The 14,367-nt window shown below is 65.6% G+C and carries 20 protein-coding genes; all 20 read left to right on the plus strand.

Features of this window, described 5'->3' with window-relative positions:
* Positions 1 to 136 precede the first annotated feature (136 nt).
* Positions 137 to 415: a DUF7213 family protein gene (locus TL10_RS31140; RefSeq protein WP_043984379.1), complete on the plus strand. Its 279-nt coding sequence runs from the start codon at positions 137 to 139 to the stop codon at positions 413 to 415.
* A complete protein-coding gene (locus TL10_RS31145) occupies positions 412 to 885 on the plus strand; it encodes a GIY-YIG nuclease family protein (protein ID WP_052506275.1) in 474 nt (157 codons plus the stop codon). Before TL10_RS31140 ends, TL10_RS31145 begins: the two co-directional genes overlap by 4 nt.
* A gap of 1 nt (position 886) precedes the next feature.
* Positions 887 to 1,339: a hypothetical protein gene (locus tag TL10_RS02330; RefSeq protein ID WP_043984380.1), complete on the plus strand. Its 453-nt coding sequence runs from the start codon at positions 887 to 889 to the stop codon at positions 1,337 to 1,339.
* 280 nt (positions 1,340 to 1,619) lie between these two features.
* Positions 1,620 to 1,982, plus strand: a complete 363-nt coding sequence (locus TL10_RS02335; protein WP_043984381.1) for a hypothetical protein — start codon at positions 1,620 to 1,622, stop codon at positions 1,980 to 1,982.
* 206 nt (positions 1,983 to 2,188) lie between these two features.
* Positions 2,189 to 2,662 (plus strand): phage terminase small subunit, encoded by a 474-nt coding sequence (locus tag TL10_RS02340; protein WP_052506276.1) that lies wholly within the window; start codon positions 2,189 to 2,191, stop codon positions 2,660 to 2,662.
* A 6-nt stretch (positions 2,663 to 2,668) separates the two neighbouring features.
* Entirely contained in the window at positions 2,669 to 4,312 is a 1,644-nt protein-coding gene (locus tag TL10_RS02345; protein WP_043984382.1) for a terminase large subunit domain-containing protein, read from the plus strand.
* A gap of 3 nt (positions 4,313 to 4,315) precedes the next feature.
* On the plus strand, positions 4,316 to 5,788 hold the full coding sequence (locus TL10_RS02350; RefSeq protein WP_082067812.1) for a phage portal protein: 1,473 nt from the start codon (positions 4,316 to 4,318) through the stop codon (positions 5,786 to 5,788).
* Complete coding sequence (locus TL10_RS29390; protein ID WP_052506277.1) at positions 5,766 to 7,715, plus strand: hypothetical protein; 1,950 nt, start codon at positions 5,766 to 5,768, stop codon at positions 7,713 to 7,715. Before TL10_RS02350 ends, TL10_RS29390 begins: the two co-directional genes overlap by 23 nt.
* Positions 7,716 to 7,765: 50 nt before the next feature.
* Positions 7,766 to 8,005, plus strand: coding sequence for a hypothetical protein (locus tag TL10_RS02360; RefSeq protein WP_043984383.1), 240 nt, complete (start codon positions 7,766 to 7,768; stop codon positions 8,003 to 8,005).
* Positions 8,006 to 8,123: 118 nt separating this feature from the next.
* Positions 8,124 to 8,801 (plus strand): hypothetical protein, encoded by a 678-nt coding sequence (locus TL10_RS29395; RefSeq protein WP_052506278.1) that lies wholly within the window; start codon positions 8,124 to 8,126, stop codon positions 8,799 to 8,801.
* A gap of 12 nt (positions 8,802 to 8,813) precedes the next feature.
* Positions 8,814 to 9,221, plus strand: coding sequence for a head decoration protein (locus TL10_RS02370; RefSeq protein WP_043984384.1), 408 nt, complete (start codon positions 8,814 to 8,816; stop codon positions 9,219 to 9,221).
* A gap of 15 nt (positions 9,222 to 9,236) precedes the next feature.
* Positions 9,237 to 10,274 (plus strand): major capsid protein, encoded by a 1,038-nt coding sequence (locus TL10_RS02375; protein WP_043984385.1) that lies wholly within the window; start codon positions 9,237 to 9,239, stop codon positions 10,272 to 10,274.
* Positions 10,274 to 10,705 (plus strand): hypothetical protein, encoded by a 432-nt coding sequence (locus TL10_RS02380; protein WP_043984386.1) that lies wholly within the window; start codon positions 10,274 to 10,276, stop codon positions 10,703 to 10,705. Before TL10_RS02375 ends, TL10_RS02380 begins: the two co-directional genes overlap by 1 nt.
* Positions 10,702 to 11,136 carry a hypothetical protein gene (locus tag TL10_RS02385; RefSeq protein WP_043984387.1) on the plus strand — a complete coding sequence of 145 codons (435 nt, stop codon included), beginning with the start codon at positions 10,702 to 10,704 and terminating at the stop codon, positions 11,134 to 11,136. The genes TL10_RS02380 and TL10_RS02385 overlap by 4 nt, the downstream gene beginning before the upstream one ends.
* Positions 11,133 to 11,474, plus strand: a complete 342-nt coding sequence (locus TL10_RS02390) for a hypothetical protein (protein ID WP_131630663.1) — start codon at positions 11,133 to 11,135, stop codon at positions 11,472 to 11,474. Before TL10_RS02385 ends, TL10_RS02390 begins: the two co-directional genes overlap by 4 nt.
* Positions 11,467 to 11,853 carry a hypothetical protein gene (locus TL10_RS29400; protein ID WP_052506279.1) on the plus strand — a complete coding sequence of 129 codons (387 nt, stop codon included), beginning with the start codon at positions 11,467 to 11,469 and terminating at the stop codon, positions 11,851 to 11,853. Before TL10_RS02390 ends, TL10_RS29400 begins: the two co-directional genes overlap by 8 nt.
* Positions 11,853 to 12,344: a phage tail termination protein gene (locus TL10_RS02400; protein WP_043984389.1), complete on the plus strand. Its 492-nt coding sequence runs from the start codon at positions 11,853 to 11,855 to the stop codon at positions 12,342 to 12,344. Before TL10_RS29400 ends, TL10_RS02400 begins: the two co-directional genes overlap by 1 nt.
* 81 nt (positions 12,345 to 12,425) lie before the next feature.
* The gene (locus tag TL10_RS29405) at positions 12,426 to 13,349 is read left to right on the plus strand and encodes an Ig-like domain-containing protein (RefSeq protein WP_052506280.1); all 924 of its coding nucleotides are present in this window, start codon (positions 12,426 to 12,428) and stop codon (positions 13,347 to 13,349) included.
* A 107-nt stretch (positions 13,350 to 13,456) separates the two neighbouring features.
* Positions 13,457 to 13,879 carry a hypothetical protein gene (locus TL10_RS02410; RefSeq protein WP_043984390.1) on the plus strand — a complete coding sequence of 141 codons (423 nt, stop codon included), beginning with the start codon at positions 13,457 to 13,459 and terminating at the stop codon, positions 13,877 to 13,879.
* A gap of 188 nt (positions 13,880 to 14,067) precedes the next feature.
* Positions 14,068 to 14,352, plus strand: a complete 285-nt coding sequence (locus TL10_RS02415; protein ID WP_131630664.1) for a hypothetical protein — start codon at positions 14,068 to 14,070, stop codon at positions 14,350 to 14,352.
* Positions 14,353 to 14,367: the final 15 nt, after the last annotated feature.

Consider the following 14,367-nt stretch of genomic DNA (forward strand, 5'->3'; position numbering starts at 1 on the left):
CGGCCAGTCCTTTCAAGCCGCACCACCGGGCCGGCAAACAACCCACAAGCCTTACCCGACCCACCCGGGTCGCAGCACACCGTAACTGCCGTAACAGCTCGAAATAACTGCAACTACAAACTTAAGGCCAACCCGCATGACCCGCGACCCCGAATGGGCAGCCGCCTACGAACAGCTCGACGCCGCCGTCGCGACCCTCCACCAGCTCATGGAGTCCGGAGAACCGGAACCACCCGCAGTGCCAACCGATTACGTGCTCATCGTCGGAAGCATGTTCATCGACTCGGAAGGCGGCCGATGCGGCGTCACCAGATGGTTCCCGAAAGGCCGATCGCAACCCACCTACATCACCAAAGGCCTACTCCACGAAGTACTCGACGCGCTGGGATACCACAACACGGACGGCGACCGATGAGCCAGCACGTCCTCTACCGGTTCTTCGACGACAGCGACCGGCTCCTCTACGTCGGCATCACCAACGACCCCGAGAAGCGATTCACCAGCCACCGCAACGACAAGCCGTGGTGGCGCTACGTCACGACCATCAAGCTGCAGCGGTTCGAGACGCGCGGCCAGCTCGCCAGCGCCGAACTCGCAGCCATCACCACCGAGAAGCCCAAGTACAACGTCGCGAACGCCGGCGCCGAGCACACGCCGACGAAAACCAAAGCGCGAGTATCAGTCTCACCAGGATCGACAGCCAACGTATTCGCCACCGTCCAACCAGAAGAGGACACAACCCCGTATGGATGCATCAAGTGCATGGCCCCCGTCAAACGCCAGCGTGGCGGCACCGTCGTCTGCATCGAACCCAGCTGCGGATACGAGTCCGACTACCACACCTACATGCTCTTCGCCACACCCAAGTGGACTGGAAGCCGCTGACGTGCAACCCAATAGAAAGCCGCCCCAGCCGCCGACGCGTTGGCGCAAGAAGCCTTGGCCATGGCCCGGCGACTCGCGAGAAGACAAGGCCAAGCGCGTCGCCCGCTCCTACCGCGACCTCGCCGAGCGGCTCACTCACGGCCGCGTCGACAACCCCGGCGCCGAGCTCTACCTCCTCGACCAGTACTGGGCCGAGTACGACGTCCACTGGCAACACGAGGAACGCATCGACATCCTTGAAGACCGCGACGACGAGTGGATGCCAGCCCGCGACCTCGCCCACGCAGTGGACCGCGACCGCAAGGACATCTACAACTGGGCCCGCGCCGGCCACATCAAACAGCGAGCCGGCGCCGACGGCACACCCGAGTACCACGTGGGATCGGTCAAGGCCTACGTCGAGAAGCTCCGGCAACGCCGCAGCCGTAATCGCGCCGGCGAACCATACGAGTGAGAGTCCGAGAGACGGACGTATGCGAATCACCGCAGATCAGCGTGGATGACTGGACATCGCAGTACTTGTTAGTACGCTATGGGGCAAGCACCGCTGTGTCCCGACCCGGACACGGCGGTTTTTCTTTCCCGGGCCCGGCAGCGGGAAACGCACCACGGCCTTTGAGCGGGCCGGCGTCCAGCAGTCCACAAACCGCAGCTCAGCGGTGCAACGCTCGAAATGCGCGCGCATGGGCGGGACAGCTACTGTCGACCAAACCTCCGATAGGCGGTGATGCCAGATGCCACGAGCACCACGCCACTGCCCAGGCGACCGCGGCAACTGCGACAACCTCATCACCGGCAGCCAGCGCTACTGCGACGACCACGACCAACCATGGCAAGGTCGAACCACCGGCCAAGGCTCAACACGAGCCACCCGCAAGGCCCGCGAGGACTGCCTGGACAAGGCCAAGCGCCGCTGCCAGCTGAACCACCCTGGCTGCATCGGCCGGGCCACCGACGCGCACCATCTCGACGGCGTCGCAGCGACCGGACGCACCCGCGCCAAGGCCGTTGACCGCGGCCGACTCGTCGCCGCGTGCCGGCCATGCCACGACGTCGAGACCGCCAAGCAGTCGGCCGCCGCACGCGCAACGCTCTGACCTGCGGAAACACTCGCGACCCCAGGCTCTCCACCCTCCCCCGGGGGCCTCAGGTGGACACCGCTACGCACTGTGAAATCCGAGCTGTACGGATCCCGAACTTTTCGGCCCTGGGGCTGAATCGCGCGCTGACCAGCCGAAAGGCGTTGCCGCGCATCGTCTTTCCCGACATGGGAGCTGATCTGTCCTGACATAGGAGCCCGCCAATGCCACGCAGCCCGAAGGACCCGTCGCTGGTCGCCCGGCGCAACAAGACCAGTACCCGCGCGGTGCTCAAGCCGCAGGACGCCCCGACCATTCCTGAGCTGCCGAAGGGCAGGTGGCACGCCCAGGTGCAGGACTGGTGGAAGCGTGCCTGGTCGTCGCCGATGGTGCCGGAGTGGACCGAGTCGGACATCGACGCGCTGTACATGGCGGCCCGCCTGATGCAGATGTTCTGGCGGCAGAGCACCTCGCCGAACGAGTGCAAGGCGCTGGCCGCTGAGATTCGGCAGATTCTGTCGCAGTGCGGCTTGACGCCGATGTCGCGGCGGTCGCTGCAGTGGGAGATCGACCGCGGCGAGGCTGCGGCGGAGGCGACTGAGAAGCGGCGCGGCCGGTCGTCGGCGGGCTCAGAGAAGGCAGACGAGCCGACTCGGGAGGACCCGCGGACCGCGCGTCGGTTGTCTTCCGTCTCGTAGTCGCGCATGGACCTGATCGTTCCTCCGCTCGAGGAGGAGCCATACCCCACGCTGGGCGGTCAGGTCGGGAAGTTCCTCGAGGAGCGGGCCGTCTTCGGGCCCGGATCGCTGAAGGGCGAACCGCTTGTCCTGTCTGAGGATTCGTGGTTCTGCCTCTATCGGGCGTACGAGGTGTGGCCGAAGGGTCACCACCGCGAGGGTCGGCGGCGGTTTGACCGTGTCGCGTGGTCGATTCGCAAGGGCGCCGCCAAGACGGAGCTGATGGCGCTCATCACCTTCGCGGAGCTGCATCCGGAGTCGCCGGTGCGGTTCAACGGGTTCAACAAGGACGGCTCGCTGCGGCAGGGCCGGCCGGTGCGCAACCCGTACATCCCGCTGCTGGCCAACACCAAGGACCAGGTCGAAGAGCTGGCCTACGGCGCGCTGATGGTGATCTGCGAAGAGGGCATGGACCCCGAGCTGTTCGACATTGCGCTCGACCGGATCATCCGTAAGGACGAGCGGGGCCGCGCGGACGGCAAGGCCGTCCCGGTCGCCAACTCGCCCAACGCCGCTGACGGCGGCCGCACGACGTTCCAGGGTTTCGACGAGACGCACCGGCTGTACCTGCCGAACCACAAGGCCGCGGTGCAGACGATGGAGTCCAACCTCGGTAAGCGGTTCGAGGAGGACCCGTGGTCGTTCTCGACGACGACCGCCGGTGAGCCTGGCCAGAATTCGCAGGCCGAGGACGATCACTTCGAGGCCGAGGCAATCAAGCGCGGTGACGTTGAGCGGCCGTCGCTCTGCTACATCCACCGTCAGGCCGGCGACGGCTGGGACATGAAGAAGTTCGAGGACCGCTGCAAGGCGATCGTCGAGGCTTCGGGCCCGGAGCTGGCGGCGCGCACCGACGTCGAGGCGCTGGCCGCGCGCTGGGACCGGCCGAAGGCAGACAAGTCGTACTTGGAGCGGGTGTGGACGAACCGCTGGACCCAGCAGGGCGCGTCGGCGTTCAGCGTTCGCCGGTTCAAAGCGCTCGGGCTGCCGGGGGAGACCATCAAGCGCGGCGCGTTCGTGACGCTGGGCTTCGACGGTGCGCGGTTCCGTGACTCGACTGGCCTGGTTCTGACCGATGTCCGAAGTGGCATGCAGCAGAAGCTGTTTCTTGAAGAGAAGCCGCTCGATGCCGACGAGGACTGGGAAGTCGACGAGGCTCTGGTCGACGCTGCGGTGCGGCAGGCGTTCAAGAGCTACCGGGTGATGCTGTTTTACGCGGACCCGCCGTTCTGGAACTCGACAGTGGGCACCTGGTCGGCCCGCTATGGCGAGAGCAAGTACACGAAAAGGCCTATCGTTCAAGAGTTTTGGACTAGCAGGCAAGAGCGCATGATCCGGTCCATAGGCGCCTACCAGGACGCGATCGGGTCGGGTGCGTTGTCGCACAACGAGGACGACGAAGGCGACCTGGTGCGGCACGTCGGCAACGCCGGCAAGAAGCTGCTGAACCGGCAGGACGAGCGAGGCCAGTTCCTGTGGATCCTCGGGAAGCTGCACAGGGACCGGAAATTCGACCTGTGTATGGCGGCCATCTTGTCGTGGCAGGCCCGGATGGACGCATTGAAGTACCTGCCGAAGAAGCGGCCTGGTCGAGTTCAGAGAGTGAGGTGATCCGTGGCTACCCTGGCACCTGCTCAATGGTTCGACCGGCTGCAGGCACGGTTCACCGCGCCGACGGCGGAGAACTGGCAGGACAAGAACGATCGGCCGTGCGATCCCCAGCCGCGCAATGAGCAGCTCGACCTGTTGTGGTCGTATTTCAAGGGCGACCCGCCGCTGCCGCAGGTGGCCGACGAGTTCCAGGACATCTTCCGCGACCTGCTGCGCAAGGCCCGCTGCAACTACGCCGAGATGTGCGTTACCGCTGTCACAAACCGGATGGACCTGCTCGCGGTAGCGACCGGTGTCGACGACTCCGCGAACGGCGATGACCGCGCGGCCGAGCTGATGGAGGAATCGGGCTTCGCCGCCCAGATCAAGGACCTGCTCGACTACTTCTGCGCGATGGGCGAGGCCTACGCGATGGTGGTGCCGACTGCGGCCGGCCCGATCATTCACGCCATAGACCCGCGTCGCTGCGTCGGCATCGAGGACCCGGACAACCCGACGCGCCTGCGCGCGGTGCTGGTCAAGTCGTACGACGTCGAGGCCGACGAAGAGATCGCCCACCTGTTCCTCAAGGGCGAGAAGTGGACCCTGCGGCGCGACGGTAGCGAGTGGCAGCGCCTGTCGGACAAGCCCGAAGAGATCAAGGGTCTGGACGAGCTCGGCGGCATCCCGGTCGTCCGCTTCAAGAACAAGCACGGCCTCGGCGAGTACGAGGCGCACATCGACGTGCTCGACCGAATCATCGACGACACCCTGACGCGCCTCGTGATGACGAAGTTCCAGGCGTTCAAGCAGCGCGGCGTCAGCGGTGACGAGGACGAAGAGAACGAGTACGACACCGAGGAACCCGTCGTCGCCGACGGCGACCAGTCCAAGAAGCAGGTCACCGACTGGAACGAGGTCTTCAAGGCCGGACCGGGCGCGGTGTGGAAAGTACCTGCGGGATGGCAGTTCTGGGAAGGCAACCAGGCCGACATGGGCCCGCTGCTGCAGGCCAAACGCGACGACGTCAAGGAATTCGCCGCGGTCACGCACACGCCGCTGTACCTGATCACTCCGGATGACGCGAATGGCTCGGCGCAGGGCGCCGGTCTGCTGCGCGAGGCGTTGACGAGCAAGGTGCGTGACCGCCGGGCCCGGGTGATCCCTGGCCTGAAGTTGTTGTGGCGCATCGTGTTCGCGATGGACGGTGACGCCCAGCGTGGCAAGAAGATCAAGTTGCTGTGGGGTCCAATCGAATTCAATTCGCTGGCCGAGAAGGGATCGACGAGCGCGCAGGCTGGCAGTGTCCTGTCGCGCCGGAAGATTCTCGAAAAGGTGTGGGAGATGGACCCGAACGAGATCGAGGAGAACGAGCTCGAGCTGTCCGCGCAGGCGATACTTGACGGCACGCAGCCGTCACCGCCGACCCCGTCGGGTTCGGTGCCGCCGGTTGAGGGATCGCAGGTGACTCCAGTTGCCGCAGGCGCCGTCGCGTAGCGGCCTGACGCCGGCCCAGGCGTTTGAGCGGGCGCGGGCGGCTCGGTCGGCGCGGAAGCCGTCGGACCTGGCGCTGGGGATGGCGCAGCGAGCGTCGCTGTCCATCATCGGTACACGCGAACGCGCCGCGGCGAAGATGAAGAGCGTCCTGCGGTCGCTGCTCCTGCCGGTCGACCCGTACGACGGCGACCAGATCCGCGAATTCACGACTGCTGCCGCGCGGCAGCTCGGCGCGGCGCAGAAGGCCACAGCCATCGCGGCGGCGGCCGGCCAGGTCCAGATGCTGTCCACGATGGGCGTGCAGGTCAAAGCCCGCCCGTCCGCTCCGATCGACGTTCGGGCGCCTCGGGTGACCTTTACGGCCACCGGTGTCGATCTGGAGCCAGTGGGCGTCGCGGTGCACTACGCGGACCAGGACCCGGTTCACCTGTCGGCCGCCGACATGACGACTGTCGAAGTGCTGAACCGGCCGTTGCGGAAGATGCGGTACCTCGAGTCGCAGGGCGCGACCCGCGAACAGGCACTCCGAGCCGGGATCGTTCGCTTGGACTCCACGATCGACGCCAACCTGATGCTGTCTCAGCGGTTGGCCGAGGCCGAGGTCATCAACGCGGCCGCCAACCTGGACGGCAGCCCTGTCGTTGGGATGCGGCGCATCATCCACCCGGAGCTGTCGCTGACCGGAACGTGCGGTCTCTGCATCGCGGCGTCGGACCGGCTGTACACCGTGCGTGAGCTGCTGCCGATGCACCGGCTGTGCAAGTGCACGTCGGCGGCGGTGACCGAAGAATTCGACCCGGCCGACGAGCTCAACGCTGTGGACCTGCGGCGGCTGTACCGGGATGCCGGCGGGACGTCGCGCGCCCATCTGAAGCGGACTCGGTACAAGGAAGACGAGCACGGCGAACTCGGCCCGACGCTGAAGCCGGAGCGCACGTACAAGCCGCGCGGCAAGGCCTCAGCCGCGGGCGAGGCAGGCGGAACCGGCTCAGTGCTCGACGAGACACCGGCCGAGATCGCGCATCGCCAACTGCCGCTGTTCGAGGCCAACCTGGAGAAGTTGCGCGCCGACGGCCGGCCCGAGGACTCGGCGCAGGTCAAGTACCACAAAGAGCAAATCGCCAAGTACCGGGAGCGGATCGCCGCCGAAGCAGCATCTTCGGATGAGGGCACCCTGTCGTCCGGCGGAGCACAGCCGGTACAGAGTATGAAGACCGTTCAGTCGAAGCCCGAAACCGCTCCTGGCGCGCAACCGCCGAAACCGCCCACGCCGCCCGTTCCGCCTCGTCAAAATGGCGGTGTGGGGGACTCTGGGGATGGCGACTTCAAGGACCATCCGGACCTGTCGGAGGAAGACCGCGCCGAGGCCAGAGCCGCTGCTCAGGCGAAGCGCGCCGCCGCAGAAGCGGCGGAACCGGAAGTATCGGCGACCCTTTCCGCCGCGGTCGCAGCCAACGGTGGCCAGCTGGACCGATTCGATAGCCGACTCAAGGAAGAGTCGTCGCTGTACCGCAAGATTCAAGACATCATTGCTGATAACGATGTCGACGCCGACGCCGCGAGCACGTGGATCAGGGACTCACTCCGCTACACAGCGGTCGTCGAGGAGCGGGGCTACTGGGGCGCCGGCAACCGTATCGGTGCAGCACTCGAGGAAGCCGGATATCGGCGCGCCAAGGTCACTCTCGGGTGGAATCGAGAAGGCTATCGAGGCCGGAACGACACCTTTGTCACCCCGGAAGGCCAGGAATTCGAGGTCCAGATTCATACGGCGGCGTCCCTGCATGCCGCTGAAGTGACTCACGGATTGTACGAAGAGGAACGTCTTCCGACGACGTCGGCGGAACGAAAAGCCCAGCTCAGCGCCGAGCAGTATGCGATCTTTGCCTCAGTTCCCGCTCCAGATGACGTCGTGTGGCTAGACTGAAATTCTCCCGCAGACCTATAGCGTTGTTATAGGAGAAAGGGGCAGAGGTAATGCGATTCTTCACTGACGGGCACACCGTCATCCGCGTCAACACCGACGCCCGACTCAGCGAGCGCCAAAAGTTCCTGGACGCCAAGGCCGAGACCTTCCAATTCCGGAAGCGCGTTTGGGCTGAAAAGCCAGGACTCACGCAAAAGATCGCCTTCACCGGTGACTGGCAGGAATGCAGCGAAGACGAGGCCTACGCAGTCCTCGAGAGTAGCGGCGCCAAGATTCGCATGCCCGCCTAACAAGAACCGCACAGAAGCCCCGTAGATCGCCCGATCTGCGGGGTTTTTTCGTGCCCTGAATCTTCCGCCGTTCGGCGGTTGACCCGTCATGGGTTCCTTTCCCGACAGGGAGTTTGTTGTGACATTTCCAGCCACAGGCCAGCCGATCACCAATCCGCCGGCCGCCAATCCGCCGGTCACCTCGCCGGCAGTTCCGACACCGACTGATCCGCCGGCGCCGACTCCGCCGCCCGACAGGGGCTTCCCGGAGAACACGCCGATCGCGGACATGACGGCCGAGCAGCAGGCCGCCTACTGGAAGTTCCACGACCGCCGAAAGAGCGACACGCTCCGGGCGTACAACGGGATCACTCCAGAGCAGGCATTGGCCTTTCAGACGCGCAACGCCGAGCTCGAGCGTGCGCAGATGTCGGCCGCCGACCAGGCGCTGGCAGCTGCCAGGGATGAGGCCACCGCTGCGGCCAGCTCGGCCGCGGCTGCCCAGTGGGCTCCGCAGTTGATGGAGTCGATCGTCAGTCAGTTCGTGACCGACGAGGAGGCGCGGCCAGCCGTCATGGCAGGCCTCAACCCGATGTCGTTCGTCAAGGACGGGAAGTTCGACAAGGACGCGCTTGTCACGCATCTGACCGGACTCGCCACCGCATTCGGCGGCGGGGTGACGCCACCTGCAGGCGCCGGAACCCAACAGCAGGAACAACCCAGACAGTGGGGCCAATCAGGAGAACGCCCGCCGGCGCGATCGGCGAGCGACGAAGGACTGGCCGAGGCCAAACGGCGCGGCTACATCAAGGACTAGGAGGGATACACCATGTCGTCTGACATCAGCGTTCGCTCCAGCAATTACCAGGTCGAGGACCGGTCGTGGCTCGTTGGGCAGCACGGCGCGGACGTCACTCCTGGTGTGATGCTGGACGTTTCGAAGTTCACCAAGGCCACGCACTTCCCGAACGGCTTCATCCCATCGGGCACCGCGCTGGGCAAGGTCACCGCGACGGGCCTGTACGGCCCGTACGACAACGCCGCCAACGACGGCCGCGAGGTCTGCGCCGGCTTGCTGTTCAGCTCCCTGCGGGCCGTCGACCAGGTCGGAAACAACCTGGCCAAGGTCGGCGGCGCCCGCTTCATCCACGGCGCGGTCAACGCGGCGAAGCTCCCCGCCAACTCGGGGATCGACGCCGCAGGCAAGACCGACCTGCCCCTGATCATCTGGCTCTGAAAGGAGGACTGAACCATGGCAATCGTTTTCGATGGTCCGATTTCCCCGGACGCTCTCACCACGTTCATCCGCAACGTGCCCGTCGAGTCCAGCCTGGCGCTGGTCAACATGTTCCCGACGCGGTACTTCGAAACCAACCGCATCGACTGGGCCGAGTTCGTCAAGACGAACCGCACCGCGGCCTACCGGTCCTACGACGGAACGATCCACGTGTCGTCTCGGGACGCCGGGTCGGGCAAGTGGGTCGAACTGCTGCCGTTCTCGGACTCGCTGAACAAGGGCGAGTACGAGCGCATCGCCGAGCAGATCGCACTGCTGGGCGGTACGAACAAGGCGGCTCAGACTCGGGCGGCCTACAACGACGCTGAGCGGCTCGTTGGCACCATGAACAACCGGCGCGAGCTCGCGTGGGGTGACGTTCTCACCGATGGCAAGCTGACCATCAACGAGAACAACTTCAGCGGCGAGGCGGACTACGGTGTCCCGGCCAACCAGATCGTCGCCCCGGCGACTCTGTGGTCGAACCACGCCGCCGCGACGCCGCTGCAGGACCTCGATGCGTGGCAGGAAGTCCGGATCGCCAACGGCTACGGCCGGGCGGCCCAGATGCTCATGTCTCGTGTCGTGGTCGGCCACCTGCGCCGCAACGCCGAGATCATCAACGCGGTCTACGGCGCGACGGCCGGACGCACCATGGTCACCGTCGACGAGCTGAACAACCTGCTCTCGGCCAACGACCTGCCCACGGTGATGACCCCGTACGACACGTCGCTGAGCGTGGAGGGCACCACCACCCGCGTCCTGTCCCAGGACCGGGTCTGCCTTCTGCCGGCCAACCTGGGCGACCTCGGCTTCTTCGCTTACGGCCTGTCGGCCACCGCGCTGGAGATCGTGCGCTCCAACAAGGCCGAGATGACCTTCGGCAGTGCCTCGGGCATCGTCGGCGTCGTCGAGAAGATCGGCCCGCCCTACCGCGAGTTCACGTTCGTCGACGCGGTCGGCATGCCGATCCTGACGAACGCCGGCCTCCTGACCGTCGCGGACGTGCTCTGATGGCGGCGCTCGCAGCGCACGTGGCGCTGTTCGACAAGAAGGGCGAGTTGCACACCTTCGGGCCGGGCGAGGTGCCCCCGGCATGGGCGGCCAAGAAGATCACCAACCCGAAGGCGTGGGGTGGTGATCCGCCGGTCGCCGAGGAGCCCGACGAGAGTGGCAAGGACGCCGAGATCGAGGAGCTGAAGGCCGAGCTCGCTCGTCTGCAGGCTGCTTCGGCTGCGGGTGCCGGCGCCGATGTCCAGAGCTCCGGTGCAGGGCAGGGCAGTGGCAGCGTCGAACCGCCGCCTCCGCTGGCTGGACCCGGTTCCGGTCGCGACCTGTGGGCTGCGTACGCCGCGCAGTTCCCCGGCAAGGTCGAGGTCGCCGAGGATGACAAGCGCGACGACATTGTCGCCAAGCTGCGGGACGCGAGCATCCCGGTCGAATGACCGCTCCCGCGTCTCCTGCTGACGGCAAGTTCGTCACCAGCGATGCAGTGGTGGCCCGGCTCGGTAAGACCCCTTCGCCGAGTCGGGTCACCACGATCAAATGGCGGATCCTCGACGTCGAGAACGAACTGATGGGCGAGGTGCCCTCACTTCGTGACATCGACCTCGCGTCAACCGATCCCGCGGTGAAGGTCCGCATAGGCCGTGTCCGCACGCTCGTCATCGACAAGGTGCTCGAGTTGCACCACAACCCGGACGGCGCGTCGGCGAAGAGCCAGGAGATGGACGGGATCATCGCCTCCCGGACGTACCGCGCCGGCACGGGCCCGGGCATCAGCTTCACCGAGGAAGAGCTGAACAGGGTGCGGCTGAAGAAGCCACGTCGGCCGAAGCTCGGCACGTACGGCGCCAAGCCGTGGATGGTTCCGTGATCGAGATCGTCGACGGGGAAACCGTTTCGGTGACGCGCATCAAGCGCGCCAACGGATCCGATACCCCGACGCCGATGCCCGACGTCGACGACACCGCCTTCGGGCAGGCCCACGTCGTCGAAGAGGAGGCCATGGGCGGCCGGCGCACGGTCATCGTGCGCAAGTGGTTCTGCTACCGCGGCGCGGATGTTCAAGGCGGAGACCGCATCACCCGCGAAAACGGCGAGGTCTACTCGATCATCGACGGTCCGTTCGCCGACAACGATCACCCGCTCACCGGCGACGACTTGGACGTCATGTGGTTCCAGTTGAAGAGGGTCAACACCCCTCGTGGATGACATCGACATCCCGAAGCCGAACCCGGCGCTCGCGCAGATTCTGTTGTCCGGACAGATGCAGAACGTGGTGCGCAGCGTCACCGAGCTCGCCAAGACGAAGTACCAGGCCATCGTCGCGAAGCGATCCGGGAAGCTCGCCGCGTCGGCGCGAGTCCGGCTGCACATCGGCGGACACAACAACGACCGCTGGGTTGGCACCCTGACTGTCGGCGAAGGCACGGCGCACGGCCTGGCGCACGAGTTCGGCCACAAGTCCCGACGCGACACCAACACCGGCGCATTCGTCGCCCGATCGGCCAAGCGCCGCAAGGGCCTGAAAACCACCAAATCCCCAGGCGCAAAGGACCTGAAGAAGGTCCTCCGATCGATGAGGGACTGATGACCACTCTCTGGCTGCCCGACTGGTACACCCCCGGCCTGGCGCCGGCGGAGGACGCGGTGAAGTCACTGTTCCAACCACTGTTCCCGACCGGCTTCGAAGGTGCCGTCGACGTCATCAACGAGCTGCCAGACGGAGTACTCGACACAGGATGGTTCGGCCGGCTGCTGTACATCGCCCGGTCGGGCGGCGGCGCCAACGTCCGTCGCGACCAGGCCCCGGTGCAGATCGCCGCGATCACCACGAGCCGCACCGACTCACTCCGGCTGAACGGATTCGTCCGCGACATCCTCGTGCCCCTGGACGACAACGTCGAGGTCGAGCTGTCGGGCGACGGCCGCATCATGACCATCGTCGGCGTCGAAGAAATCACTGGGCCAGAAGAGATTCCGGGCCAGGAGTACGACGAACGCATCATCCCGTCGACGTACCTGTTCACGTTCGACAACCCGCTGTCCACACCGGATTACAGCGACCACCTCGGCCTGTAGCGCCGACAGAGTTCCAAGCCCCGTCCGACCCGGCCGGGGCCTTTTTTATGCCCGCCGGGCGGACAAGAGAAGGAGAAGGAAATGCCCCCTATCCCGAATTCGATCAAGGCGTTCAAGGGGTCTCGCAAGGCCCTGCAGATCGCGCCGCTGGACATGGCCGTGTGCGTCGGCCGTGCGGACCGGGTGGCTGCGTTCACCCGAAACATCGAGGGCCCCACCGGCGAGGTGGTGATCCCGTCCGGCATCAACGGTGTCGGCTACATCACCAAGGACTCGGCCATCGGCGTGAAGTTCGACATCAGCTCGAACAACATCGAGTCCGCCGGTGAAGGCCTGCCGACCCGCATCATCATCGACAAGCAGTCCATCGCAGTCGATTTCGAGATGCGGCAGACCGGCCGCCAGGCGCTGGAGCTCCAGTTCTCCGGCGACTACGGCAACCTGACACGATCGGCGCACGGTGGCGTCCACGCACCGATCGCGACGGTTCCGGACAACTTCGACTACCGCACGGTGCTGCTCGGCAAGGACTCCTACAAGACCCTGCCGATCTTCTTCGGCTACGTCCTGAACCGGACCCAGGTGTCCGGCGTGGACAACCAGAAGTGGTCGCAGAACAACACCCTGCTCTGGCATCCCACGCTGACCACCGTCGCCGACGATGACGACCCGGACAACCTCGGTGAGTTCTTCATCTTCGGTCCCGGATTCGAACTGTGCTCGGCCGAGAACGACACCGGCTTCACTCCGCCGACCACCGACTGGATCGCTGTCCTGCCGCAGGACCCGACGATCTCGCTGGCCGCCGGCGGCACGCTGCAGCTCAAGGCCGAGGACAACCACGGCGCCGACCGCACCGCGGCCGCGACCTGGGTGTCCGCTACGCCGGCCAAGGCCACCGTCAGCTCGACCGGCAAGGTCACCCCGGTCGCGACCGGCACGACCGACATCACCGCCACCTACGGCGGCAAGTCCGACACCATCACCGTCACGGTGGCCGCGTAGGTGTCCGACTTCTAGTCCTGGCGGGTGCGTGCCGGGCTGGACACGCACCCGCCAGCCACCAATTCCAGCCCACCCCAGCCCATTCCAGCCTGAAAGGTCCAGTTGCCATGTCTGAATCCAAGACCGCCAAGCCGAAGTCCGGACGCTTCTACGAGATCCGCAAGCAGCTCGGCGACAAGCCGTATGAGCTGACCGAGGACATCAGCATCAAGCCGATGGACATCGCCCGCCGCAACGTGTGGCGCAAGGCCAGTTACGAGTCGCTCACCGCGAACATCCGCGATGCGATCAGCGTCGACCGCGGCGTCGTTCCCGATTACGTGGACTACCACGAGCAGATCGAGCGCGCCCTGTTGGGCGACCAGTACGACGAGGTCAAAGCGCTGTTCGCCGACGACGCCCGCGCGTGGGACCTGTTCCTCAACGAGCTGCGCGACTTCAACAAGGTCGACGGCACCGCCCTCGAAACCGCCGCCGAAAACAAGGACGCAGAGGGAAACGGCAACGCGACGCCCGAGTCGTCGCAGTAGTCAACTCCCACTGGCGCGCAATACAACTCGACTTTCAGGAAGTACTCCACGTCAACGCACTGGAGTACTTCCTGGAGTCACCAGGGCGGACCTGGGAACAGTTCCTCGAGTTCTTCGACGACCTGTGTGAGCGGCAGGGCACCGAGCTATGGGCGAAAGCCCAGACCGACCCGGACATGCTCGAACGGATGCGGTCACTGACTGCCGAGCAGATCGCCGAACTCAAGGTCGAAACCGAAGAACCGCACCGCGGCTACACGCCGATGGTCCGGGAGCTTCGGAACGTCGCCGACCAACTCATAAGCCTGCGAGCGCAACTCGGACGCATGCAGGCCCGAGACGTCTCGTACATGCCGCGGCCGCAGATGGTCGGCGACGTCATCAACGAACGCCAGACAGACCTCGTCCGGAGCGAACTGGACGACCTCATCGAAGAAGCACACGCGAACGCGGAGCGCTTGGGACTCAACTGAATTGGAGGTGGTTTA

Source organism: Mycolicibacterium llatzerense, assembly GCF_000878195.1.
Lineage (GTDB): Bacteria > Actinomycetota > Actinomycetes > Mycobacteriales > Mycobacteriaceae > Mycobacterium > Mycobacterium llatzerense.